Below are 25,926 nucleotides of genomic sequence, written 5' to 3'. Positions count from 1 at the left end.
ATCAGCAATAGTACCCATTTGGTATCTACATTCCCAAATGGTGCATACTTGTCTTATATGAAGTTAGGGTCCAATTTTGTGAAATAAAAAAATAGTTCTTATGAAAGCAATACAACAAGTAGCATTCGGACTGGAAAGCCTGACTCTCAGCGAAATACCCACCCCGGTACCTGCCCCCAACGAAGTGCTGGTGAAAATAGAAGCCGCCGCACTCAATTATCTCGATGTAGCACTGGCTACCGGCACCTATAGCAAAGAACTGCCTTTACCCCGCATTCCCACTTCAGATGGCGCAGGTGTAGTAGCCGCTATCGGCGACCAGGTAAGCAAATGGAAAGTAGGCGATCGTGTGGCCATACATTACAACCAACTTTGGCAATACGGCCATGCTACCCCCGATACCAATTATGTAAGAACCGGTGTTACTACACCCGGCTTGCTGGCAGAATATGCAGTAGTGCCTGAATATGCACTGGTACGCACTCCTGCCAATTTAACCAGCGTAGAAGCAGCTACATTACCGGTGGCAGGCGTTACCGCCTGGACGGGCCTCATGAGCTATGCAAAAATCCAGGCCGGACAAACAGTATTGGTACAAGGTACGGGCGGCGTATCTCTTTTTGCCTTGCAGATCGCACTGGCTGCAGGTGCAAGGGTGATCGCCACCAGCAGCCATCCCGACAAACTGAAGAAATTGCAGGCGCTGGGCGCACATGAAGTGATCGACTATAAACAATATCCCAACTGGCACGAAGAAGTAAGGCGTCTTACCAATGGTGCAGGTGTAAATGCTACACTGGATATTGCAGGCGCCGCAACTATTGTCAACTCCGTAAAATCTGTAGGATTCAATGGCTTTGTAGGACTGGTGGGCTTTATAGCCGGTCCTCAATTACCAGTAGATCTGTTTTCCGTGGTAGGCAGTTATATCCGTTTACAGGGGTATTCTGTTGGTAGCCTGCAGAGTTTCCAGGAACTGGCGCTGGCGGTGGAAGCAAATGATATACATCCGGTAATAGACAGTGTATTCCCTGTAAGTGAGGCGCAGGAAGCGTTTAAGTATATGGGCAGTAGTAATTATTTCGGGAAAGTGGTAATAGAAATGAAATAAAGAGGCAAACATATAAACGTCCTGCACATCGGCAGGACGTTATACCAAGTAAACCATTACACTAAAATTATTGTTTCAAGATAGTAAAAACAAGTCGATAAACGGGTTATTTACTTGTTAAGGTGATGATAACATTATATTTTTATCAATACATGACAAACATCAGTTTCATGGATACCTTCACCTGCTACCTTTGCATCAATAATTGAACATTATGCCTTCCGTAGAAATACTATCCAGAATACAGTTTGCCTTTACCATTGCCTTTCATTACATCTATCCTCCGCTGAGTATAGGACTGGGCCTATGTCTTGTGATCATGGAAGGCCTGTATCTTAAAACCGGCCTCTCACTCTATAAAGACATTACACGATACTGGATCAAGATATTTGCGCTGATTTTCGGGATCGGTGTAGCCACAGGTATTGTTATGGAATTTGAATTTGGTACCAACTGGGCTACCTATTCCCATTATGTAGGCGATATATTCGGTAGCGCCCTGGCGGCAGAAGGCATCTTCGCTTTTGCCATGGAATCGGCCTTCCTGGGCGTATTACTGTTTGGCTGGAACCGGGTGCATAAAGGCGTGCATTTCTTTTCTACCTGTATGGTGGCCCTTGGCTCCATCTTTTCCGCCCTCTGGATCGTTATTGCCAACTCCTGGCAGCAAACACCAGCTGGCTACCGCATAGAAGGCCACGACCTGAAAGCCAGGGCTGTGGTCACCGATTTCTGGGAAATGGTATTCAATCCTTCTTCTGTTGATCGCTTCTCCCATGTAATTATCGGCTCTTTCCTTGCAGGTTCTTTCCTGGTGATGAGTGTAGCGGCATGGTATATCCTGAAAGATAAGTTTGCCAAACATGCACAGGCGATGTTTAAAGTAGGCCTGAGCGTGGCTGTAGTGGCGGCTTTGCTGCAACTGTTTACCGGTCACCGGTCGGCACATTACGTGAGCAAATACCAGCCGGCTAAACTGGCCGCCATGGAAGGGCATTATGATAGTTCAGCGGTAGCGCCCATGTATATTGTAGGTTGGGTAGATAATAAAAATGAGAAGACCACCGGTATCAAAATTCCGGGCGGACTTTCCTTCCTGACCCATGGCAGCTTTTCAGCGCCGGTGGAGGGTTTGCGGGCTACGCCTAAAGAAGACAGACCCGGTGCCGTGAACTTTGTATTCCAGATGTATCACCTGATGATCACCATCGGTATGATCCTGATAGGACTCACCCTGCTGGCCCTTTTCCTTTTATGGCGGAAGAAACTGTTTAACCAGCGCTGGCTGATGATCATATTTGCCTGGGCGGTGTTATTGCCCCAGATAGCCAACCAGGTTGGCTGGTACGCCGCCGAAGTAGGCCGTCAGCCCTGGGTAGTGTATAAGCTGCTCCGCACCTCCGATGCCTTGTCCCGCAAAGTGACTTCCGACCAGGTGATGTTCTCCCTGATCTTATTCACACTGGTATATATGTTGCTGTTTACGCTGTTCATTTACCTGCTCACGCGGAAAATACAGCACGGACCAGACGTATCAGACAATGCGGAAATTGAATACGACGGCTACTATCACGACAATATTACTTACCATCCTACAAAATTATAACGCATGGAAACAATTCTCGGACTGGATCTTCCCACCTGGTGGTTTTTAGTAATCGGCGGATTGATCACCGGTTATGGTGTGCTGGATGGATTTGACCTTGGAGCAGGATCCCTTCACCTGTTCTTTAATAAAGAGGAGAGCAGACGCCTGGTATTAAACGCCATAGGCCCGGTATGGGACGGAAATGAAGTATGGCTGGTGATTGCAGGCGGCGCCCTGTTTGCCGGCTTCCCGCTGGTATATGGCGTAGTGCTGTCTACCTTTTATGTTCCCTTTATGCTGTTCCTGGTAGCACTGATTTTTAGGGCTATTTCCATTGAATTCAGAAGTAAGGAACCCTGGTTGTGGTGGCGTAAGATGTGGGATATCAGCTATACCGTATCCAGCACGGGTATTACGCTGCTGTTGGGATTAGTGCTGGGCAACCTCATTCACGGGCTTCCTATTAATAAGGAACATGAATTTACAGGCACCCTGTTATCTTTCTTTAATCCTTATGCCATATTGATTGCCTTTACCACTTTATCGTTGTTCATGCTCCATGGTTCTATTTACCTGGTGATGAAAACGGAAAACAGGCTGTATACTAAACTCACCGTGATTGTGAATAACTGCAGCAAGTTCTTTATCCTTTGCTTTATTCTAACGTCGATGGCTACCCTGATTTATGTGCCTCATATGACGCATCAGTTTAAATCACATCCTCAGTTATTTGGCTTACCGATGCTGGCGGTATTGATTCTACTGAATATCAAGCGGAATGTGGATGCCCGTAAATACTATACAGCTTTTGCCTATTCCTGTATTATTACCGCCTGTTTGCTGATCCTGTTTGCGGTTGGATTGTATCCCAATATTGTGATTTCTACCACAGATCCGGCTTTCAGCATCAGTATCTATGCAGCAGCGTCATCTGTGAAGTCGTTGAAAATTATGCTACTCATTGCAGCCATTGGAACTCCGATGGTAATTGGATATACCGTTTTCCTTTTCTGGACATTCAGGGGTAAAGTGAAGTTGAACGAAATGAGCTACTAGTGTATTTGTTAGAAGGATATGCTACCCGGTGCTGGTTGGTACCGGCTAAAAAAACAGGTCCCCGCAAGAAATTGCAGGGACTTACCATTTAACCTATATTCTGTACTGTAGCATTGATTTGTTGATCTCCCGAAAGTCGTCCGTGTCATTTTCCCGGTATCCTATCGTTTATCAGGAGAGGTACGTATTTAAGACGACGTACTTTGAGAAAAGTTTAACCGGTTTAAAAAATTTTCTGAAAATAATTTTGGGTAGCCGAAATTAGTGCCCTGAATCCATCGTTTCCATGAACCGCATCGACCGGCTAACTGCCATTCTTATACAACTTCAGGGCAAAAAAATAGTGAAGGCAGCCGAAATTGCCGAGCGCTTCAACATGAGCTTACGGACCGTGTACCGGGACGTAAAAGCCCTGCAGGAGGCTGGTGTACCTATCGGGGCGGAAGCCGGCACAGGCTATTATATTGTGGAGGGATACCATCTGCCGCCGGTGATGTTTTCCAAAGAAGAGGCCGCCGCACTCCTTACCGGGGAAAAACTCATGGAAAAATTCAGCGACCATAGTAACCGGAAACAGTTCAGCCTGGCCATGGAAAAGATCCGGTCTGTACTCCGTGGTTCGGAAAAGGACTACCTCGAATCCCTTGATGAAAACATCGCAGTATTAGGCCACCGGCCACAAACGCTGGAAGGGACCGAATTCCCCAACCGCTTCCTGACAGATATCCAGCAGGCACTGGGTATGAACCAGGTCATCAGTATGGAATACTTCTCCTTCCAGGAAGAAGCAGCCACCCGCCGGGAAGTAGAGCCGGTAGGCATATTCCACATGAGCGCCAACTGGCACCTGATTGCTTTCTGCCGGCTCCGCCAGGGCTACCGGGATTTCCGGGTAGACCGGATCCGCAAATTAAGCGTACTCACCACCACTTATAAAAAAAGTAATCACCTGTCTTTACAGGACTACCTCGAACAGCAACGCTGTCGTAATGAGGAAGCCACCCATCTCGTTAAAATATCCGTAGAAAATGAAGTGATGCGGTATATACGGGATCAGAAATACTATTATGGCCTGATGGAAGAAAATGTAGTGGGCGCCAGAACAGAACTCACTTTCCTGTTACCCTCTCTCGGTTATTTTACCCGCTGGCTGGTGATGTTTGGCAAAACGGTGGAAATCCTACAGCCAGAAGCCCTCAAAACAGCCATGCAAAAGCGCGTAGCAGAATTACACGAACATTATTTTTAAATTTTGGAATGCTACTGACATAAGGTTGTCACTTGCCGGCTGTTGCTTTGTGTTGTTATTAAAACAACACCTTATGAATCAGCTACGCAATTGTTACGTATTCGTGTTTGAAGGCTACTCAGACTGGGAGCCTGCATTGGCCATGTACGGCATCGGCACCTTTACGGATGTGAATATCGTTACCTTTTCCCTGACCGGCGAAGCAGTGAGCTCCGGCGGTAAATTGCAGGTACAGCCGCAGGCCAGCCTGGCACAAGCCCTGGAAGCGGATATTGACCTGCTGATATTACCTGGGGGAGAAGCCATGGAACATGGCGCCAACACGGAACTTATTCCACTTATCGAACAACTGCTGGCACAACAGAAAACCATCGCTGCTATTTGCGGCGCTACCTCCCTGCTGGCACAACATGGCTTCCTGGACCATATTACCCATACCAGCAATAACCTGGAAGTATTGAAAATGATGGCCCCCGATTATAAAGGAGCGGCACAGTACCAGGACATCCCTGCGGTAGCTGATAAACAGGTAATTACTGCCAGTGGTACCGCCATGATTCCTTTCGCCAAAGCCATTTTCCAGCATTTTAATTTACTGGAAACAGAAAACCTTCAATTCTGGTTTAACTTCTTTGACAACAATGCTGTTCTTCCGGAGATGTTGCCCGCATTGTCTTTCCACTTCTTCTACCAGCGGTACGAAACCAACTACCAGGGTATGATGGCATTGGTGCGCACCGCTATCAGGGAAGTATACCTGGAAGCTGCGAAAGCCGGCCTGGAAGTATGCGGCGCCCCGGCCTGGCACTATCACAATTTCGACGGACAACCGGATACCATATTCACACTGGATATTGGCCTCCCGGTAACAAGCGTACTGCCCGTATCTGCTCCCTGGCACTGCGAAACACTGCCGCCGTTTAATTGTGTGAGTATGCAGCATCGTGGCCAGTGGGACAAACTGGCTGATACTTATGGCTCCCTGTTTGCCGGATTACAATTGCTGAATAAACAGCCCAATGGCTATACCCGGGAACAATACCTGCGGTACAATTTCGAACAGCCGGAGCAAAACATCACCAACATACAGATTGGACTACAATAGTGAATTTATCCCCCGGGCATGCCCGGGGGAACTTAACACTTCATCAATGAAAACCTATATCATCCTGGGATGGTTACTGCTGATCATATATGCTTTTGATATACAATTAACGTATAAACACATGAGTAAACTTGATTTAACAAAGGAATTCAAATCTTACTATACTGCTGCGATGAATCCCGAGCTGGTGACCATCGAGAAAGGATTGTTTGTAACCATTACCGGCAAAGGAGATCCCAACGGGGAGGCATTTGGAGAAGTAACCGCCGCCCTGTATGCGGTCGCTTATGGTATTAAGTTCAGCAGCAAGGAAAAGGGGCGCGACTTCACCGTCAGCAAGCTGGAAGGGTTCTGGTGGGTAGATGATCCAACCACAGATCCGCTAAAGGTTACCCGCGACCAGTGGAATTATGAACTGGCTATCAGGCTGCCGGAAGCGGTCACGCTTTCCCAATTTTCAGAAGCGGTAGTAGCAGCAGAGAAAAAGAAGAAGTCGGCTTATATCAGGCAGGTGGATTTCAAAGAGATAGAAGAGGGGCTATGTGTACAGATGTTGCATGTAGGGCCTTTCAGTGAAGAGTCGGTGACCTTGAAAAAGATCGATGACTTTATGCAGCAGCATGGCTGGCATATGAATGGGCGGCATCATGAGATTTACCTGTCAGATTACAGGAAAGTAGCGCCGGAAAAGCTGAAAACGATCTTAAGACACCCGGTGATCAAATAAAGGGAATGAAGATAAGGTGTTGACCAGGAAGAAATGGAGAGGTACACATCTCCCGAAAACGGGCTATTGTTGAAAAGAGTAACCTTTAGTCTCCGAGGCCCAGCTGTATGATGGCCTGTTGAGCGGCGATCTGGCTGGCATCCTTTTTATTAAAGGCTTTACCGCTGCAGATAAGTTCACCGTCTACTACGGCGCCTACGGTAAAGATGCGGCGGCCGTTATCCATCTGTTCTTCGAGCAGTTCGAACTCCAGGGTTTTGCCGTTTTTATTGGCCCAGCCGTATAATTTGTTTTTGTGGTTCATTTCCACGGTTTCCAGCAGTTCCATATCTATGTAAGGCATAATGATACGTTTGTGAACGAACTGTTGGGTTTTGTTATAACCGCGGTCCAGGTAAACGGCGCCTACGAGTGCTTCGAGGGTGTTACCGAATATCTGGCTGATTTTGAGGAAGCTGTTGTATTTGTCGTAGATGGTGAGCTTTCGCAATCCCATTTTGATGGCGATATCGTTTAGCTGTTGGCGGTTTACGATCTTGGAGCGCATTTCAGTAAGATATCCTTCTGTTTTGTAAGGATATTTTTTAAAGAGATAGTCTCCCACGATGGCACCGAGAATGGCGTCACCGAGGTATTCCAGCCTTTCGTTGCTTTCCAGGAATTTCTCTTTACTGGAACGATGGCTCAGGGCCACTTCATAAAGGGCGAAGTTGCCAGGCGGGAAGCCTAGCAGGTTGTGCAGCTCTTTATATAAGTGCCTTTTTTTGGAAACAAGTCGATATAAAAAACCTGGCAGTAAACTCACACAGTCAAGATCAAGGAACAAATTTTTTGAAAATCACGGAGGCGTTATGTCCACCGAACCCGAAGGTGTTGGACAATCCAGCGTTTACTTCTCTCTTTTGTGCGATATTAAAAGTAAAATTCAGTTTCGGGTCTAACTGCGGGTCGTCAGTAAAGTGGTTGATCGTAGGAGGAATTATGCCATCGAGGATCGACATAATTACGGCTATGGATTCAACGGCGCCGGCAGCCCCGAGTAAGTGACCTGTCATGGATTTTGTGGAGCTGATGTTCATTTGATAGGCATGCTCTTCAAAAACGCGCTGAATGGCTTTTACTTCGGCAATATCTCCCAACGGAGTGGAAGTACCGTGAACGTTGATATAATCGATTTCGTTGGCCTGCATTCCGGCATCTGCGAGGGCATTCCGCATCACGTTGAGTGCGCCTAATCCTTCCGGATGGGGAGCGGTGATATGGTATGCGTCTGCTGTAGCGCCGCCGCCGGCTAACTCTGCATATATCCTGGCGCCTCTTGCCTGTGCGTGCTCTAACGACTCTAGTACGAGGGCACCAGCTCCTTCGCCCATCACAAAACCATCGCGGTCGAGATCAAAGGGTCGGGAAGCAGTTTTTGGGTCATCATTCCTTTCTGATAAGGCCTTCATAGCGTTGAAACCGCCAACACAAGGCTCATTGATCACATTTTCCGATCCGCCGGTTACCACCATATCGGTTTTGCCGTAACGGATGCTGTACATCGCCTCAATGATAGCATTGGTGGCAGATGCGCAGGCAGATACAACGGAAAAATTGGGCCCTCTGAAACCATGGCGGATAGAAATGTATCCGGCCGCGATATCAAGAATAAGCCTCGGAATTAGAAAAGGACTGAAGCGGGGCGTACCATCCCCTGTATGGAAATCTCTCAGCTCGTGACTGAAATTGATCATACCTCCAACACCAGTGCCCCATATCACCCCAACACGATCAGCATTGATCTTGTCTTTATTGATATTGGCGTCCAGTATCGCCTGATCTGCGGCAATTACAGCCGTTTGTGTAAAGGGGTCCATCTTACGGGCCTCCTTTTTGTCCAGGTAGTTAGCAGGATCAAAATTTTTCAGTTCGCAAGCAAAACGGGTTTTGAACTTGGAAGCATCAAATTGCTTGATATAATCCGCGCCGGATACACCGTTCGTCAATCCGTGCCAAAAATCGGCCACAGTATTGCCGAGCGGTGTAAGAGCGCCTAAACCTGTAACGACAACTCGTCTTGGTTGCATTAAAACAATTCTGATTAGTAGGATTATTTTACATGTTCTTCCAGGTAAGCAACTGCCTGGCCAACAGTAGTAATAGTTTCAGCTTGTTCGTCAGGAATGGAGATGTTGAATTCTTTTTCGAATTCCATAATCAGTTCTACCGTATCCAAAGAGTCAGCGCCTAAGTCATTGGTGAAGCTGGCTTCAGGAGTTACCTCGGCTTCGTCAACGCCCAATTTGTCAATGATGATCTTTTTAACTCTTGATGCAATGTCTGACATAATTTTAAGTGTTTTTGGTTTAAAACTTGACTGCAAAAATATAATTTTTATTGAATTGCCAACAGATAGCCCGAATTTTAAGGACGCTCCAACCTTGACAATCCCACCAAACCCAGTACAGTAAACATATTCATAGCTTTGTTAATAAAAGAATTTATATATTTTTGATACTGCCCGGTTTACAGATTTGCATATTTTAGCACAAAAGTCGCCTTTTTCGGGACAATTACGCCATTCTCTCAAATCCAAAATATATAAATCTTAAAATATCTCCATTCAACCGTTTATTTCGCCACTTATCGAAAGCATTAACGCTATTTAACAGTCGCCGGGAGCATTCAGCCCGCTCAATGCTTAAATTTGTCCGGCTTGTGAGATAGAATCCCTTCCGGAAACTGTTTCCCTGCCTATGGACCAAAGATAAAACGCTAGAAAAACACATATAAAAGATATGGCCATCACCAAAAAGACCGTTCGCTCAATAGTTATATTGGCCGCTGCCGGTATCGTCATCTTCCTTGTTTACAAGAAAATAGCCGGAAAAAAATCGGCCGAAGGACCTGCCGCTTCTACGTCGGGCGCAAAAGGAGGCGGCGCTAAAACGCTGCTGACCGATGCCTGGGTAGTGAAAACTTCCCGGCTCGACCAATCCATTGAAGCAAGCGGCACCTTGCAAAGCAATGAGGAAGTGGAGGTGAAGCCAGAAATAAACGGCCGTATCATACACCTCTATTTTAAAGAGGGCACTACCGTCCGGAAAGGAGATATGCTGGTTAAATTATATGATGAAGACCTGAAAGCACAGCTACAAAAACTCAAATTACAGCAACAACTGGCCAAAACAACCCTGGAACGCCAGGAAAACCTGCTGAAAATAAACGGTATCAGTCAACAGGATGTGGACGTAACCCGCAACCAGGTGAGCGCCTTCGGAGCAGATATGGACTATACCCAAACCCAGCTGCAGAAAACAGAACTACGCGCTCCCTTCAGCGGCAAACTCGGTCTACGTAATGTCAGCGAAGGCGCTATCGTGTCTTCCGCTACCATTATTACTACCCTCCAACAGATAGATCCGCTCAAAATGGACTTCTCTGTAGCTGAAAAATATCGCAACGCCATTAAAAATGGCGACCAGGTCAATTTTTATGTAGCCGGAGATAATAAAGAATATAAAGGCAGCATCTACGCCATAGATCCTAAAATAGACCTTACCACCCGTACGGTAAAACTACGGGCCATCGTTCCCAATAATAATAGTGTCCTGTTTCCAGGTTCCTTCGCCAAAGTAAAAATTGTGCTGAAAGACCTCCCGGACGCCCTGATGATACCATCACAGGCGGTTATTCCTGGCACCCGTGATAAAAAAGTAATCATCGCCAACCAGGGTAAAGCTAAATTTGTAGTCGTAGAAACCGGCCTCAGAACTGAAAGCAGCGTTCAAATCGTCAGCGGACTTCAACCCGGCGATACCGTGATCACTACCGGTATCCTCCAGCTGAAACCCGATATGCCGCTGAAGTATAATAAGATACAATAATAACTTTCCACACACGCTCCCGATAGCATGCTGCTACCGGAACCGGCAACAGGAAAAGCTGAAAATAATTACCATGAGTTTACCTTCATTATCTCTCAAACGCCCCGTATTTGCTATCGTGATGAATATCATTATCGTGATATTCGGCCTGGTGGGCTTTACGTTTTTGGGGGTAAGGGACTTCCCGGCCATCGATCCGCCCATCGTGAACGTACGTACCTCCTATGCAGGTGCGAACTCCGATATCATCGAAACACAGATCACCGAACCATTGGAAAAACAGATCAATGGTATCGCCGGTATCAAGAATATTTCCTCCAGCAGCAGCCAGGGAAGCAGTAATATCACTGTAGAATTTGAATTGGGCCAGGACCTCGAAGGCGCCACCAACGACGTTCGCGATAAAGTATCGCAGGCCCTCCGCAGCTTACCACCCGATATCGACGCACCACCGGTAGTATCCAAACAGGATGCGAACTCTGATCCCATCATCTCAATGACGGTACAGAGCAACACGCGCAACCAGCTGGAAGTAACCGAATATGCCTCCAACGTTCTCCTGGAAAAACTGCAAACCATTCCTGGCGTAAGCCAGATCCAGATATGGGGAGAAAAACGGTACGCTATGCGTATCTGGATGGATCCCGCCAAATTATCTTCCTACAGTCTTACCCCCGGCGACGTACAAGCCGCACTTCAACGTGAAAACGTGGAACTGCCCTCCGGTAAAATTGCCGGTAATGCCACCGACTTCACCGTACGTACCTTCGGACGACTCGTATCAGAAGAAGATTTCAATGGCCTGATCATCAAAAATGTAAACGGCAGCGAAATCCGTATCCGCGATATCGGCCAGGCCGTACTCGGTCCTGAAAATGAAGAAACTGTGCTGAAAGAATCAGGCAGCCCGATGATTGCACTTGCACTCATCCCGCAACCCGGCTCCAACTACGTAGCCATCGCCGACGAATTCTATAAAAGATTCGGACAACTGAAAAAGGATATCCCCGATGATTACTCCGTTAACATTGCCATGGACAACACCCGCTTCATCAAAAAATCAATCGATGAAGTAGAAGAAACCCTGATCGTAGCATTGGTACTGGTAATCATTATTGTATATCTCTTCTTCCGCGACTGGCTCATGGCGCTTCGCCCGCTGATAGACATTCCCGTGTCATTGATAGGCGCGTTCTTTATCATGTATGCCTGTGGCTTCACCATTAATATCCTCACCCTGCTGGCCATTGTACTGGCTACCGGGTTGGTGGTAGATGATGGTATTGTGGTAACAGAGAATATCTATAAGAAGATAGAACAGGGTATCCCACGTATGCGGGCCGCCCGCGAAGGATCAGAAGAGATCTTCTTTGCCGTAATCGCTACGTCGATCACACTGGCCTTTGTATTCTTACCGATTATCTTCCTCCAGGGCTTCGTAGGACAATTGTTCCGTGAGTTTGGTATTGTAGTAGCCGGTGCGGTAATCATCTCCGCCTTTGTATCACTCACGTTAACGCCTGTACTGAACGTTAAGTTGGGCAGGAAAACACATACCCACTCCTGGTTCTACACTAAAACAGAACCTTTCTTCCGCTGGATGGAAGATGGCTATAAAAACTCCCTGGAATCGTTTATGCGCTTCCGTTGGGTAGCCGGATTAATTATCGCCGGTTGCCTGGTGATGATCTATTTCCTTTTCAAAACCTTGCAATCAGAACTGGCGCCACTGGAAGACCGCAGCACTTTCCGCCTGTCTGTAACAGCACCGGAAGGTACTTCCTTTGACTACATGGATAACTACGTTGATAAGCTCTCGAAGTTTATGATGGACTCTATCCCGGAAAGGAAGATCGTGTTAACTGTAACCGCATCCGGTAATAGCGGCGGAGGCGTAAACACGGCCTTTGCGAACGTTATGCTCACGGAGCCGAATGAACGTACACGATCCCAGAAGGATATCGTGAATATGGTGAACCGGAATATGAATAAGTTCCCCGAAGGAAAAGTATTCGCCATTGAGGCACAAACGATCCAGGTAGGCCGCCGTAGCGGTTTGCCGGTATCCTTTGTACTGGAACATATCAACTTCGACAGTCTTACTTCCGTGTTACCGAAATTCATGGAAGAAGTTGGCAGCAGCCCCGTTTTCCAGGGTACCGACGTAGATCTGAAATTCAACAAGCCAGAACTGCGTATTCATATCAACCGTGATAAAGCAACACAGCTGGGTGTTTCCGTTCAGGACATTTCCTCTACTTTACAGCTGGCATTGAGTAATCTGCGTTATGGTTACTTTATCAGGAATGGTAAACAATACCAGGTAATGGGACAGGTATTCCGCGCAGACCGTGATGATCCGATGGATCTGCAGAACCTCTATGTGCGCAATTCCCGTGGCGAAGCCATACAGCTAGATAACGTGGTAAGTATTGAAGAAGAAACGAGTCCGCCGATCATTTATCACTTTAACCGTTATAAATCAGCGACCATCTCTGCCGGACTGGCACCAGGCCGCACCATTGGTGATGGTATTAATGAGATGAACCGCATTTACAGTAAACTGCAAAAGGAAAGTATATTGGACGATTCCTTTAATACGGCTTTATCCGGTGCATCCCGCGACTATGCAGAAAGTGGTTCCAATACGATGTTTGCGTTAGGACTGGCGCTGGTACTCATTTACCTGGTACTGGCAGCGCAGTTTGAAAGCTGGGTAGATCCGTTGATCATCATGTTAACCGTGCCGCTGGCATTTGCGGGCGCCCTGTTATCACTATGGATATTTAACCAGACCTGGAATATCTTCTCCCAGATTGGTGTAATCATGCTGATTGGGTTGGTAACTAAAAATGGTATCCTCATCGTGGAATTCGCAAACCATCAGCGCGATAGCGGTATGGTAAAATCGGATGCAGTTATCCATGCGTCTTCGATGCGTTTACGTCCTATTCTGATGACAAGTCTTGCCATGGCATTGGGTGCATTGCCGATTGCGATGTCGCTGGGTGCAGCTGCTACCAGCCGTATTCCGTTGGGAATCGTAATTGTGGGTGGTATCATATTTTCACTGGTATTAACATTATACGTAATCCCGGCCATGTATACCTTCCTTTCCCGCAGAGGAAAAGGCAGTCATGACAACGAAGAAGAAGAGGAAGAAAATCAAAATGATGAGAAAGCCAAGATCGCTGCCTCACATATTTGATTATAACAGATTTGAACGATCCAGATTATGCTATTTATGAAAAATATAAAGAAGGGTTTCTTCTTACTACTGTTACTGGTAAGCGCAGGTGCCTTAAAGGCACAGCAAAAAGTGCTGACCCTGGAACAGGCGATAGATGTAGCGTTGAAAAACAATTTTGATATCCGTCTGGCCAGGAATACAGCAGAGCTGTCTGCTAACGATTACGCCTATGCGAATTTTGCCTTTGTACCCCGCCTCAATGCCACCGCAGGAAGTACCTGGAATAACACTGCCACCAAACAGGAGTTTGTGAACGGAACAGGACGCGATACCAGCGGTATTAAAGGGAACAACATCAATGGCAATGTAACGCTTAGCTGGACATTATTTGATGGTCTCAAAATGTTTGCTACCAGGCATAAAATGGAATCTATCCGTGATCTCGGAGAACTCGCTATTAAGGACCAGGTACAGAATTCAGTGGCCACCATTATTGGCGGTTATTATAATATAGTACAACAAAAGCAACAGTTGAGAGCATTGGCAGAACAGATGTCTATTTCCGAAGAGCGGGTAAAGTTATCGGATGCCAAATTCAGTACCGGGCTTGCACCGAAAACAGATCTGCTGCAATCAAAGGTGGATCTGAATGCACAGAAGGCTTTGTACATCCGCCAGCAAACATTGATTGAGCAAAGCAAAGCATTGCTGAACCAGTTGATGGCCGTTCCTGCCGGAGCAATCGGTTATGAGGTATCCGATTCTATTCCGTTGAATAACGGACTGTCGTTTGCCATATTACAGCAAAACGTAGCCAACAACAATACGACGATCAAGGTACAGCAGCAGAATGTGAATATTTCCGCTTTAACAATCAAGGAGCGCCGCGCAGATTACTTCCCGGTGATTTCCTTTAACTCGGGTTATAACTATACACGTAACACGTCCAATGCGGCGTCGAATGCGTTCAGTCCGAAGTTCAGCCGCAACGCCGTGGCGAATTACGGATTGACGGCTGCTATTCCCATCTTTAATGGTTTTAATGTAAAAAGGCAGGTACAGAATGCACGCATAGATTTTGATTTCCAGAATATTACCCTGGATAATGTAAAGTCTCAGGTAGATCTGTCGCTGACCAATGCCTTCAAAGATTACGAATATTATAAAAAACAGGCATCGCTGGAAGAAGAGACCAACGATCTTGCCCGGGAAAATGCGATGGTGGCCCTGGAGCGGTTCAAACAAGGGGTATCTACCATCCTGGAGGTAAAGATCGCCCAGCAAAGCCTGGAAGATTCCTATTACAGGTTAATACAGGCGCGTTATAATACCAAGCTGGCAGAAACAGAACTTGGACGTTTGAACGGAGCATTGATACAATAAGCCGTAATTTTTTTTATTAGCAGCGGATAGGTCGGGAGCTTGTCCGCTGTTTTTTTTTGTGCCCTGGCGAACATTGTACGACTGCGAACAGGCTTCTGTATCATTAACGAACATATAAATTAATATGTCATATAAATAAGACTACAAATCAGTGGCGCCTCCGGCGGCACGGTTTTATGACCATTTATAAAGAAAAATAAAATGTAATCGTCATGCTACGTCGCGCTATCCTTATTTTTAATTATCTTGTATGTTCAGCTGGTGTTTGCCTCGCGCAGGAGCTGCGGGTGGTAAACCGCACCATGGTGAGTGACTCAATTGTTCATTTGAACGAAGCGCCGGGACCGGGCATTGCCTGGATCAAAGGCAAGGAGTTTTCGAATGGTACGATTGAATTCGAAGTACGTGGAAAGAATGTGTTGCAGCAAAGCTTTGTTGGCATCGCTTTTCATGGTGTAAATGATTCAACCTACGACGCAATTTATTTCCGGCCTTTCAATTTTCAGGTACCGGAAGCAGGAAGAAGAAGTCATTCTGTGCAATACATTTCATTGCCAGCCAATGACTGGCCATTTCTCAGGGAACAGTATCCCGGAAAATATGAGCATGAAGTGGATCCTGAAACTGACCCCAATAAATGGTTTCATGTAAAAGTGGTGGTAGCATTTCCGGAAGTGGATGTATATGTAAATGGTAAGAGATGTTTAACCGTATCCCAGCTGAGTAAACAAAAGACCGGCATGATAGGATACTGGGTAGGCAATGGTTCTGCCGGTGACTGGAGAAATTTCAAAATAAAATAAGACTGTTGATTGATAAGTTAGAAGTCAGGCTTTAAGAACACCGGTTCTTAAGGCCTTTTTTTTTAAATATTTGTATCCCCAAAATTTATCCTGTTTAAAAATAATTATTCCTTGTACACCTGTAACTCAATCAGACAAAGGATTACAGAAGATAAAAAATATATCAATATTTCTGATTGAAAAAAATAATTTTAGGTAGGATTCTTAATTATCCTTTATCATTGAAATTATTTTCATAATTTAGTTTTCACGTTTGTTCCCGGTTAATAATTTTGTTTAACTCCTCTCCAAAACATATCCTCACTATTTAATCCAATTAACCATGGCTTTAAATACGACAACAACCATATCTGTTGAACAACAACAATTCGATCAGTTCAGATACCTGCATCTGAAACAATCTACCAGAAAACATCATGAATTTGAATTGGGAATCAGCTACGATTGGCTTTCCCGCTATGGTGAGCATCCTGTTAAAGCAGGCAAATACATGCTGGGGAAAGAGATCAGTATCTCTATCCGGCCCGCTGAAATAAACCTGGATATGCGCCCGCTATTGTTTAATGGTATTATTACCGGCGTGAGTGCCGGCAAAGAGGCCGATGGCAACACCGGTGAATGCATACTTAAGGGAAACTGCCCTGCAATATTGCTTTCCGGCAATCCGCATATGCAATCCTATGAGCAGCAAACCTTGTCATCTATTGTAAATACTGTTTTCAAAAACTGTCATCCTTTCGCAGCATCCCCTTTAGTAGATCCTTCCCATACTGATCCTTTGAAATACATTGTTCAATATAAAGAACCGGGATTTGATTTTCTCCACCGCCTTTCACAACGTTATGGAGAAAACTTCTTCTACAACGGTCAACAACTCATCTTTGGAAAATATCTACCGCAAAAAACATCACTTGTACATCAGAAAGACCTGATTGATTTCGCAATGGAGTATAAAACCCGTCCATTAAATCAAACGCTGCAAACCTACGAATACCGGCGTGATCAGCATCTGGAAGGACATACGAAGCAACTGGCTTCTAACTACGGCAACACATATACGTTGCATATGCAGGCATTGAGTAATAAAATGTATCCGCATAAGGCTAGTTACAAAGTACCTTTTGCATTTAGCAGCAAGGCCTCCGCAGAACTGTTTACACTGACTCACCAATTCCATAAAAGTCGTGCCGCTGAATTAGTAACTATAAAGGGCAGCAGCCGAAATACGGGATTACGTGTAGGCGATATTGTCAGCATCCAGGAACAGATATCTGTGCCCGTAGATCACGGCGAGTTTTTGCTTACCTCCATAGAACACTTTTGCAATGGGAACGGCCACTACCACAATACCTTTGAAGGTATTCCGGCAGACATGAATGCAAACGTCCTTCACCGTTCTGACATGCCCGTTTGCGAAGCACAGCGTGCAATAGTAACCGACAACAACGACCCGAAAGGACTGGGCAGGATTCGCGTAAGGTACCAGTGGCAACAAGGAAGTACACCGTGGATAAGACTCCACCAACCACATGCCGGAGCGGGTAAAGGGTTTTATTTTATCCCGGAAATAAACGAAGAAGTATGGACAGACTTTGAAGGAGGAAATCCCGAAGCGCCTTATGCAATTGGTTGCGCGTATAATGGAAATGCAACTACCAGCTACGGAGACCCCCTGAATAATATTAAAGCGATTAAAACCCGCAGCGGACATACCATCCGGCTGGATGATACAGAAGGCAAAGAAAACATTATTATCACAGACAAAGGTGGTAATACAGTCCTGATGGATACCTATGCTAAAAGTATATCAATATCTGCTCCCGAGAAAATAAACATCACCGCCCGGAATATATCCATACACGCCAGCGAAAATGTAGATCTGAATGCTGGCAGTAATGTGAACCACGCTGCGGGCATAGATATTCTGCAACACGCAGGCGATTCCCTCTATCAATATGCAGTGAATGACTACCGGCTCACAGCTACGAATATCACGAAAATAGCATTGGAAAATATGAGTCTGCAGGCCAAAGAAATAGATAAAAATGCGGAAGAAATAAACATAGAGAGTACGAAGGAAAATATGCAGATCAGTGCAGGAAAGTCTGTCAGCATCAAAAGTTCAGAGAAATCCAAAATATTCTAAATCGGTAGCACATGCATAATAATCCCACAGGAAGCATGCTGAGTGTCTGTAAAAAATATACAGAAACCGCCAGCATCATTCGCTGGCATAGTACGGGAGAAGTCTTCCTTCATTCCCGGAAATCTATCATCATCAATGGCAAGCAAGAAGGGGTGAAATTTCATAAACACAAATAGTTCAAAAACAACAAGATGGCAGACAAACATTTTGTAGTACAGGGAGCCCTGTGCAAATGCAATTTTGGGAATACCCCGAGCAAACTGCTGGTCTCAGGGGGAGATGAATATATCAACGACTTCAGTGGTATCTCTAAGCCAGTGGCAGGTACTAAGGACACTGGCAATCCATTCACGCCAGGGACCTTTGGCGCCTGTAGCATCACCCGGGGCGTCTGCGCACCTGCTGTTATTCAATGGTTAGAAGCATATCAGGATATTACGCTTTCAAATGGCGGTCATATATTGATGGAGAACAGCAAAGCCACCTGTGCGACAGCCGGAACTCCCTGCATCCGTATTATACACCATGGACAGGTGGCAGCGCTTATCAGTAGTAACACAGACGAAAACAGTACTGTTACCACTACCGCATTAAATCCCCTCGCTATGAAGCCGGTGAAGAAGCTATCTCCTGTAGCGCGGACAATAAGTGTCTGTTTAACTAAACGGCAACCAAGCATCACTTTCTCCAGCGTACCTCATAAGGACAATAGTATTCCCTGCATCCGCGTCAGGTTAAATGAACCGCTGTTGTTTGAAGTTGATAGTTATGCCGATACAACATCCATAGATACGTCGCTGATGAACTGGAAAGTATTCAACGGTCATAGCGTGAATCATACTTCCACCTTTGAGGTGACTAGCCCTTCTTTGTCATTCTCCTTTGATAAAGCCGGCGATTACAGGGTACTTGCTTATGGGAAAGATCAGACCGACAGCCCGGCGTGGCTTGATTTCAACGCTGGTGATAATTGCCTTAAAAATGAGCTTGTTGTAAATGACGAAAAAGACAAACAGCCTGATTCTTTCAGACTAAAAAAAGATGCACCCGCAAATATCGCTGTAATATATGAAATAGATCCGGCAACAGCCGACGAAAAAGCAAAAGTATCCATGCAGGTAACCGATGCCAGTAACAATCTCATTGCTACGTCCCGCAAAGATCATATCTCATTTACGCCTACGAATGCTGCTACTTCCTACTTCGTTCAGGCAATAATGAACAAGGCAACTTCCAATCAACTGGTCCGAAAAAAATTCCATACCGAAAGCAAAGGGCCTGTAACAATTATAAACCAGGAATCGACCCATCTGATCAGACCTGGCACCAACATGAGTTTTTATGTATCAGCAATGAAACTTCAAAAACCCTTGCCATTCGACGTTTCGTCTACCACCCGGTGGTTGCTAAACGGTAAACAAATGGGGATCGGTCCATTCATTACGATTGAGGGCAATATTCATCTTACTATTCCCGGCAAATATGTAATAGAGGCCGTCGTTGACGATGACGGAGGCTTTTCAGAAAATGCTAAATGGCACTTTGAAGTAAAACGCAATGAAGCACTGCAAATTATTATACCGGATAGCAATACCAATTGGATTGTCGGAAAGTGCTATACACTCTCTCTTCAAACATTAATGGACTACGATGAGATACTCGACGGACCAGTTATATGGGAACCCTACGGTGCAAGTGGATGCGAAATTACAAACGCTTCCGTTAGGGCCGAAGGACGATTTTTAATAACCGCACGATTGGGTAAGTCAAAACAATCAATAGAAATAATGGCATTAAAGGCCGCAGTGGAACGCTGGTGCTTTTCCGATCAGCAACTTATTTATAAATCATCCATAGGCTGGCAGGAGTATATCCATGTGTTTATTTTAAGCGTAGCTGCTGCTAATGAAAAAATCCCTCTACACCTGCTACAGGTAAACCCCGCTAATCGGATATATAAGGTGAAAGATTTGGGCATGGGTAACTTCAATGCAACCGGAGAATTAAAACTGAGCATCAACACCCGGGAACTTAAGCCTTTACTAACCAATATGAGTTTTGAATGGGACACTTTCCGCCTCCTGTTTGCCATTCCGGAAACCGTTGACAGCATTCTGTTCGTCGGTATGAAATCTATTACGGCAGATGGAAAAAAATATTGGTTCCCTCAGCCACAAAGCAATAAACGAACACAGGAAAAAGGAACATACGTTCGGATAAACGCGAGAAAAGAAATCGTTGCGGTACAGTTTTACGACCAGCAAAATCACTATGCTTACAAAGTTTATAAGTATGGAGAACAGTTAAGAATGCATATTCAAACTAAAAATCTCTCCGGCGAGGAACTAGTGTTTCAGATATGGGAAAATAAATACCAATCAACCGATAAATATTGCTTCGATGGAAAAGCGCGCATAAATGAATATGATACCGCAGAGGTCATAATCGACACCCGACGGCTCAAAGCAGGGAATATCGTGGAAGACAGCCTGCTCCGGTGTTTCTATGTGATCCTGAAATCCAGCACAGATAAATACTATTTCCCTCCTGACATCGCGGATAAAAACCTGTTAATCCCCGACAATGTCAGTTATTTTCAGCATATAAAATTATCCAACAGGTTTGACACCTTCTTAAACAAACAGGTACGCGCCAATGCACCTGTAGTTCTCGGCGAATCCGTAGAAGAGGAAGTTACTGAAACTGGTTGTCCGAGATGCAACAAACCGATAACTACTACAATGCTGATCAAAGTATTTCCCCGTGCCAGCGCGTCTTCATTGCAAACGGTAGCCGATACCTATAACAGATTTATGGTATCAACCGGTATGAATACCTGCTGGAATAAAGCCCATTTCTTTGCACAGGTAGCCATTGAAAGTGGAGAATACCTGCAAGTAAAAGAAGGAGAAAGCTTCAACTGGTACTGGGAAGATCTTGGCCCCACCTTCCCACCATTTAGAACAACTGAAGGAAAGAAAAACGCGTTGCAGTGGGGGAGGGCTGTGAGAAGACCTATCCATCCCGGTGTTACAAAAGAAGATCAGCAAAACATTGCCAATTATGCTTATAGTCCGGCTTCATCAAAAGGCAAAAGCCTGGGCAATACCCAGAAAAATGACGGATGGACATTCAGAGGCAGAGGGCTTATCCAGCTCACAGGCAGAGACGCATATACCTACGCCAACGGATTTACACGCAAGGAAAACGCAGATATCCTTCTTCATCCGGACCTGGTGGCCACAGATATGAAAATAGCGGCGCTGTCGTCCATGGCATTCTGGCGTTGGAAAGGATTACATCGCGCTGCCAATGGGAACACAGAAGTAACTTCAACAATCAGCACCTTAGTAGGTAAAGACGTTACAGTAAACGGCAAAAGCTCCCATGCCGCAAAGAAACATGTTTTCAACACCAACACATCTGGCTTATTCCGGGTGAAAGACTGTTTACACGGGAAAGCGCCTGTTGGCCCGATGAACAGATATATTATTCAAACAAACACTTTTAGCTATCGTCTTATAGCACAAAATCCGACCAGTAATCAGTATAAATACGATGTATATCTTTCAGATGCACTTATTAAAACCTATGTACTGACCACAAACGAAAACGGATTAATGCCATTTCCTGAAACAGGCCCCAACTGGGGAAGATACGGTACTAGAGATGGCGGTGATGATAATTACATTGCACCTGTTATAGCTGCTCCACTGTTAGGATTCTTCTATTCATTACCGCAAAATGGCCACAAGGACAAACTTTACTTCAATGACATCTCCGCCAGCGATAAAAGGAACATTGGCCATGACGGACATATTGAAGGGAATGACATAGATATCAGGTATCCCGGGAGTACGGATAGGGAAGGGGCTGTGCTTTGGACGGAGGCGAAAAGGGCTTATAAGGACGAAAAGGAATTTATCAGGGTATTGGAGAATATTTTGAGAGTTGCTGGTAAATGGGGATTCAAGAAAAACTATGCGTATAAAAAAAGCATTAAAAATACAACAGGAGACTCAATAAGAATTCATAAAAATCACTTTCATATTGGATTAAGATGAAGAATAATAGCATTCTAAATGGCCTACTATTTATGACTATTGGGTTACTGGCAGTTCGCTGTCATCCTATATCATCGAGTCATAAAAAACTTCAAACAGATACTGCAAAAAAAAGTTACACTATGAATTCAAGCATAATCAAAAATCAACTTGATTTACAAGATCATTTAGAGGCAGACGAAGATGGCCGGCGACCAATTTATCAATATTCCGAAAAGGATATACTAATTGCCCTGCCTTTAATTGCACAAGGTTTAAAAGATAACAACTATAACTTAACGGACCAGGATAGGTTTGAGACAAAGCTGCAAACAATATTTGGTGATATTCTAAACTGTGAAAATCAAAAAGTCAAATTAAGGAAGAAATTTTTAACAGTATTTGCAGAGACAAAAAACACAATAGATGAATTTGATTACACAACCGATAATATATTCATTTCAAAAGAGTACCAATTTATTACCAGAGTGCCACTACTGGGCGATTTTATTGAGTTCACGGATAGTGTCCATTACATAATAGATCTTCATAAAAAGACGATATCAATAAACAAATACCTCTTCAACAACAGTCAATCAGATCTCGCCTATCTCCTCGCAGAAGACAGCGCCTTTCTTAAAACCCTGGTTAAATCATTTGGCTATACCAGGGAACCCCGCATAAATTCACTGGTCATGAATGATTACCTGGACCTGGACGATAATCACAGATGTACAGTAGGAGAAATAATCTTTGTAAAAAATGCCACCGGAGCACTGGAAATAAAGCAAGAACTATTGCAGTGGATAGCCGGGAATACAAAGGCAGATGACAACGCATTGATCCAGGCGCTCTTTGAATATGCGTTTGCACTTTATACAAATGATAATAATGACATGTACAAAAATAATCCTTATAAAATATTTTCCCTGGACGAAAAACGAAAAATAGCTGCGTATATCTGTAATATATATGAGCCGCTTTATTACCAGTGGACGCCAAAAAATTCCAGGATATGGCCCGCCGCTACCTTGCTGGACAACCTCCTGGTAAAAGATGAGGGGTTGGCTGCTTATCTGAAACAACATCAATACTTTCAGCTGCCAGCATTAAAGCAGCAACTGGAATAGACAATATAAATCCGGCATATACAGGCCAACGAATGTGTAACAGGAATGCCAGTAAATTATGATAGCAAAAAAATACGCCAGGGAAAATTCCCTGGCGTAGCTATTATTAAGGCTCTTTCTTATCTATTTTTTGTTTCTGATATTCTTCAAACGATTGTTTGATATATAACAGCAGATCGTAGTCGGAAGCAGTGTTCAAAAACTGATACCCGGGCCGGTACTTATACATAAAAGAGTCCAGTTCCGGACTTTGCAGCTTTGTCATTCTTCCAACTAACTCAGGAGAATAGCGGTAATCAATAAACTTCTCTTTCTCCCAGTAAAGCAGTTGTTCATGAAACTGCTCCTTTCTCTTACGCACTTTGCTCGGAACAAGATAAGATAAAGCGGTAATCGGGTTGGCCGGCAGTGTTTTCAGCACATCCATGGCGCCTGGTTTACGATAGTCAAAATATCGTCCGTACTCATCCCGCAAAGCAAGGGAGTCATTTTTATAATTCTTCCCCCGCACATTTACACCTTGTAATTCAAACAGCCTTTTCTGCATGTACACCTCCTGGGAAGTTGACATGCCAGGAACAAGCAATATCTTAGGCGTGTAACTCAACATGGAAAACTCAAGGGTATCCCCGGGCATAGCCTCGATATAAAAACGGCCGCTTTCATTGCTCAATGTGCCCGTCATAGTCCTTTTGTTAACAATAGAAACAAAAGGCAATCCCGTTTTGGAATCCTGATCCGCCACCATACCGGACAAGCGCACCTGCGCAAAAACTCCTTGCATGTTAATGAAAAAGAAAAAAAACAGTGCTCCGATATATGCTGTAAAACGAATCATGAATATAGTAATCCTTCAAATTTAATGTTCCACCCGCAAATGAAAAGTTAAAAAACGGGGAATAGTTTAGTGCTCGGGAACAAAATTATTAATTATCAACATTATAAATATCCCCCTAATCACTTATTTTTACCCTTGTCACCCTTTTTATTGTAAAAGTCATGCCACAGAAGATCATCTTTGCCACCCAGCACTACCAGTATTTAAAAACCAGGATTCTGTCGATTACAGGCTCCGCCTGGGAAAATGGGGAATTAGACATACGCGATTTTCCGGATGGGGAACATTATCACCGCATATTGAGTAATGTCAGCAACAAAGAGGTCATTTTGCTGGGCGGCACTATCGACGACAAAGAAACCCTGGAATTATATGATCTGGCCAGCGGATGCATACAATTAGGGGCCTATTCTCTTACGATTATCATTCCTTTCTTCGGCTATTCCACCATGGAACGCGCCGTAAAATACGGGGAGATTGTAAAGGCGAAAACGCGCGCAGTCTTGTTTTCTTCGCTCCCCAATACCTCCCGTGGCAACAGGATTGTGATGATTGATCTGCATGTGGATGGCATAACCTGGTATTTTGAAAATGATGTGCGCCCTGTACATCTGTATGCAAAAAACTTTGTTATGGACACTGCCCTGGAACTCGCTGCCGGAAAGCCTTTCGTACTCGCCAGTACCGACGCTGGCCGAGCAAAATGGGTGGAATCACTTGCTAATGATCTCCACGTTCCCGCAGCTTTCGCCTTTAAACGCCGCATTTCAGGCGAAGAAACTGCCATTACCGCCATCAGTGCGGATGTGAAAGACAAAACGGTCATCATTTACGATGACATGATCCGCACCGGCGGCTCCCTCATCCACGCAGCCCAATCTTATCGTGATGCAGGTGCCGGAAATATCTTCGTAATCACCACCCATGGCATCTTCGCAGGAAATGGATTTGAAAAAATCAAAGCATCCGGCCTCATTAAAAAAGTTGTTTGCACAGATACGCATCCAAATGCCAACGCCATTCATGATGATATGCTCGAAGTAAAATCTGTAGATCAACTGATCGTCAGTTACTTCGAATCACAACACGCCTGATTCCTGTTGGCAAGCTATTTGTCTCCCAGACACTTGTGAACTTGTAGCAATGTTTCGGGATAAACTTCTATCTGCAAATCTTACTGACTATATGCTTGATTTTCGTATAATCGAATACGGTAGTTGTGACTATCATACTATGGTAGACCTTCGCACCGAAGTGTTGCGGAAACCGCTGGGACTAACCTTTTCAGCGGAACAACTGCAAAAAGAAATTAATGATATTTTCATCGGAGGCTATACAAAGATCGACGAAAATACGATCCTCGCAGGTTGTTGTATACTTACCCCTGTCAGCGAAAACACAGTACAGTTAAGGCAAATGGCTGTTTCTCCACTATTACAGGGAAAAGGTATCGGTAGGGAAATTATCGTGTTCGCAGAAGAATATGCCCGTAATAATGGCTTCCATGAATTGACCATGCATGCCCGCAAAGAAGCCACAGGATTCTATCAGAAGCTAGGATACGATATCTGTGGAGAAGAATTTACAGAAGTGGGCATTCCCCACTACGAAATGAGGAAAAACCTGAAATAATATTTTTTTTCTTCTGCAACCCATTGTAGAAGGCCTTTTGATTGTATTGTTATATT

19 protein-coding genes are annotated in these 25,926 nt (G+C 44.8%); 15 read left to right on the top strand and 4 right to left on the bottom strand.

From position 1 onward, the window contains the following. The first annotated feature begins 100 nt into the window (after positions 1-100). From BMW79_RS05920 to BMW79_RS05895, 6 genes are all read left to right on the top strand, one after another. A complete protein-coding gene (locus BMW79_RS05920) occupies positions 101-1,111 on the top strand; it encodes a zinc-dependent alcohol dehydrogenase family protein (protein ID WP_089891818.1) in 1,011 nt (336 codons plus the stop codon). A gap of 214 nt (positions 1,112-1,325) precedes the next feature. Next, on the top strand, positions 1,326-2,717 hold the full coding sequence (locus BMW79_RS05915) for a cytochrome ubiquinol oxidase subunit I (protein ID WP_089891814.1): 1,392 nt from the start codon (positions 1,326-1,328) through the stop codon (positions 2,715-2,717). Between the two features lie 3 nt (positions 2,718-2,720). Beyond that, a complete protein-coding gene (cydB, locus tag BMW79_RS05910) occupies positions 2,721-3,755 on the top strand; it encodes a cytochrome d ubiquinol oxidase subunit II (RefSeq protein ID WP_089891810.1) in 1,035 nt (344 codons plus the stop codon). Positions 3,756-4,041: 286 nt separating this feature from the next. Continuing rightward, positions 4,042-5,004 carry a helix-turn-helix transcriptional regulator gene (locus tag BMW79_RS05905; protein ID WP_089891807.1) on the top strand — a complete coding sequence of 321 codons (963 nt, stop codon included), beginning with the start codon at positions 4,042-4,044 and terminating at the stop codon, positions 5,002-5,004. Between the two features lie 73 nt (positions 5,005-5,077). After that, positions 5,078-6,109, top strand: coding sequence for a DJ-1/PfpI family protein (locus BMW79_RS05900; protein ID WP_089891804.1), 1,032 nt, complete (start codon positions 5,078-5,080; stop codon positions 6,107-6,109). Positions 6,110-6,155: 46 nt separating this feature from the next. Further along, entirely contained in the window at positions 6,156-6,836 is a 681-nt protein-coding gene (locus tag BMW79_RS05895; protein WP_245752392.1) for a GyrI-like domain-containing protein, read from the top strand. An 85-nt stretch (positions 6,837-6,921) separates the two neighbouring features. Here the strand turns inward: BMW79_RS05895 and rnc are convergent, their stop codons facing one another. From rnc to BMW79_RS05880, 3 genes are read right to left on the bottom strand one after another with little or no spacing between them, the layout of a single operon-like run. Continuing rightward, positions 6,922-7,641 (bottom strand): ribonuclease III, encoded by a 720-nt coding sequence (gene rnc / locus BMW79_RS05890; RefSeq protein ID WP_245752391.1) that lies wholly within the window; start codon positions 7,639-7,641, stop codon positions 6,922-6,924. A gap of 10 nt (positions 7,642-7,651) precedes the next feature. After that, positions 7,652-8,905 (bottom strand): beta-ketoacyl-ACP synthase II, encoded by a 1,254-nt coding sequence (gene fabF / locus BMW79_RS05885; RefSeq protein WP_089891801.1) that lies wholly within the window; start codon positions 8,903-8,905, stop codon positions 7,652-7,654. 23 nt (positions 8,906-8,928) lie between these two features. After that, on the bottom strand, positions 8,929-9,165 hold the full coding sequence (locus BMW79_RS05880) for an acyl carrier protein (protein ID WP_012788038.1): 237 nt from the start codon (positions 9,163-9,165) through the stop codon (positions 8,929-8,931). Between the two features lie 451 nt (positions 9,166-9,616). On the opposite strand from BMW79_RS05880, the gene BMW79_RS05875 reads away from it, so the two are divergent. The 7 genes from BMW79_RS05875 (at position 9,617) to BMW79_RS05845 (ending at position 23,400) form a co-directional block, all read left to right on the top strand. Then, positions 9,617-10,705, top strand: coding sequence for an efflux RND transporter periplasmic adaptor subunit (locus BMW79_RS05875; protein ID WP_089891797.1), 1,089 nt, complete (start codon positions 9,617-9,619; stop codon positions 10,703-10,705). A 73-nt stretch (positions 10,706-10,778) separates the two neighbouring features. Continuing rightward, on the top strand, positions 10,779-13,913 hold the full coding sequence (locus tag BMW79_RS05870; RefSeq protein WP_089891794.1) for an efflux RND transporter permease subunit: 3,135 nt from the start codon (positions 10,779-10,781) through the stop codon (positions 13,911-13,913). Positions 13,914-13,949: 36 nt separating this feature from the next. Then, complete coding sequence (locus BMW79_RS05865) at positions 13,950-15,278, top strand: TolC family protein (RefSeq protein WP_177192056.1); 1,329 nt, start codon at positions 13,950-13,952, stop codon at positions 15,276-15,278. Positions 15,279-15,490: 212 nt separating this feature from the next. Beyond that, positions 15,491-16,081 carry a family 16 glycoside hydrolase gene (locus BMW79_RS05860; RefSeq protein WP_089891788.1) on the top strand — a complete coding sequence of 197 codons (591 nt, stop codon included), beginning with the start codon at positions 15,491-15,493 and terminating at the stop codon, positions 16,079-16,081. A gap of 322 nt (positions 16,082-16,403) precedes the next feature. Next, positions 16,404-18,227, top strand: coding sequence for a type VI secretion system Vgr family protein (locus BMW79_RS05855; protein ID WP_089891785.1), 1,824 nt, complete (start codon positions 16,404-16,406; stop codon positions 18,225-18,227). A 191-nt stretch (positions 18,228-18,418) separates the two neighbouring features. Then, positions 18,419-22,291 carry a PAAR-like protein gene (locus BMW79_RS05850; RefSeq protein WP_089891782.1) on the top strand — a complete coding sequence of 1,291 codons (3,873 nt, stop codon included), beginning with the start codon at positions 18,419-18,421 and terminating at the stop codon, positions 22,289-22,291. Further along, positions 22,288-23,400, top strand: coding sequence for a hypothetical protein (locus BMW79_RS05845; RefSeq protein ID WP_089891779.1), 1,113 nt, complete (start codon positions 22,288-22,290; stop codon positions 23,398-23,400). The genes BMW79_RS05850 and BMW79_RS05845 overlap by 4 nt, the downstream gene beginning before the upstream one ends. Positions 23,401-23,506: 106 nt before the next feature. Here the strand turns inward: BMW79_RS05845 and BMW79_RS05840 are convergent, their stop codons facing one another. Then, positions 23,507-24,184: a carboxypeptidase-like regulatory domain-containing protein gene (locus BMW79_RS05840; protein WP_177192055.1), complete on the bottom strand. Its 678-nt coding sequence runs from the start codon at positions 24,182-24,184 to the stop codon at positions 23,507-23,509. A 215-nt stretch (positions 24,185-24,399) separates the two neighbouring features. On the opposite strand from BMW79_RS05840, the gene prs reads away from it, so the two are divergent. Both prs and BMW79_RS05830 read left to right on the top strand, forming a co-directional pair. Then, positions 24,400-25,332, top strand: coding sequence for a ribose-phosphate diphosphokinase (prs, locus tag BMW79_RS05835; RefSeq protein WP_089891774.1), 933 nt, complete (start codon positions 24,400-24,402; stop codon positions 25,330-25,332). Positions 25,333-25,423: 91 nt separating this feature from the next. Next, complete coding sequence (locus tag BMW79_RS05830; protein ID WP_089891770.1) at positions 25,424-25,870, top strand: GNAT family N-acetyltransferase; 447 nt, start codon at positions 25,424-25,426, stop codon at positions 25,868-25,870. Positions 25,871-25,926: the final 56 nt, after the last annotated feature.

Origin of the sequence: Chitinophaga arvensicola, assembly GCF_900110835.1 — a bacterium.
Lineage (GTDB): Bacteria > Bacteroidota > Bacteroidia > Chitinophagales > Chitinophagaceae > Chitinophaga > Chitinophaga arvensicola.
Note: the sequence above shows the minus strand (reverse complement) of the source record. Positions and strands in the feature narration are given on the sequence as shown.

Bases quoted from the DNA above. Each gene is read 5' to 3' on its own strand.
- BMW79_RS05845 (WP_089891779.1), top strand. From the start codon at position 22,288: ATGAAGAATAATAGCATTCTAAATGGCCTACTATTTATGACTATTGGG.
- fabF (WP_089891801.1), bottom strand. From the start codon at position 8,905: ATGCAACCAAGACGAGTTGTCGTTACAGGTTTAGGCGCTCTTACACCG.
- BMW79_RS05905 (WP_089891807.1), top strand. From the start codon at position 4,042: ATGAACCGCATCGACCGGCTAACTGCCATTCTTATACAACTTCAGGGC.
- BMW79_RS05915 (WP_089891814.1), top strand. From the start codon at position 1,326: ATGCCTTCCGTAGAAATACTATCCAGAATACAGTTTGCCTTTACCATT.
- BMW79_RS05920 (WP_089891818.1), top strand. From the start codon at position 101: ATGAAAGCAATACAACAAGTAGCATTCGGACTGGAAAGCCTGACTCTC.
- BMW79_RS05840 (WP_177192055.1), bottom strand. From the start codon at position 24,184: ATGCAAGGAGTTTTTGCGCAGGTGCGCTTGTCCGGTATGGTGGCGGAT.
- BMW79_RS05860 (WP_089891788.1), top strand. From the start codon at position 15,491: ATGCTACGTCGCGCTATCCTTATTTTTAATTATCTTGTATGTTCAGCT.
- BMW79_RS05895 (WP_245752392.1), top strand. From the start codon at position 6,156: ATGAAAACCTATATCATCCTGGGATGGTTACTGCTGATCATATATGCT.
- BMW79_RS05900 (WP_089891804.1), top strand. From the start codon at position 5,078: ATGAATCAGCTACGCAATTGTTACGTATTCGTGTTTGAAGGCTACTCA.
- BMW79_RS05855 (WP_089891785.1), top strand. From the start codon at position 16,404: ATGGCTTTAAATACGACAACAACCATATCTGTTGAACAACAACAATTC.
- BMW79_RS05870 (WP_089891794.1), top strand. From the start codon at position 10,779: ATGAGTTTACCTTCATTATCTCTCAAACGCCCCGTATTTGCTATCGTG.
- prs (WP_089891774.1), top strand. From the start codon at position 24,400: ATGCCACAGAAGATCATCTTTGCCACCCAGCACTACCAGTATTTAAAA.
- BMW79_RS05865 (WP_177192056.1), top strand. From the start codon at position 13,950: ATGAAAAATATAAAGAAGGGTTTCTTCTTACTACTGTTACTGGTAAGC.
- BMW79_RS05830 (WP_089891770.1), top strand. From the start codon at position 25,424: ATGCTTGATTTTCGTATAATCGAATACGGTAGTTGTGACTATCATACT.
- cydB (WP_089891810.1), top strand. From the start codon at position 2,721: ATGGAAACAATTCTCGGACTGGATCTTCCCACCTGGTGGTTTTTAGTA.
- BMW79_RS05850 (WP_089891782.1), top strand. From the start codon at position 18,419: ATGGCAGACAAACATTTTGTAGTACAGGGAGCCCTGTGCAAATGCAAT.
- BMW79_RS05875 (WP_089891797.1), top strand. From the start codon at position 9,617: ATGGCCATCACCAAAAAGACCGTTCGCTCAATAGTTATATTGGCCGCT.
- BMW79_RS05880 (WP_012788038.1), bottom strand. From the start codon at position 9,165: ATGTCAGACATTGCATCAAGAGTTAAAAAGATCATCATTGACAAATTG.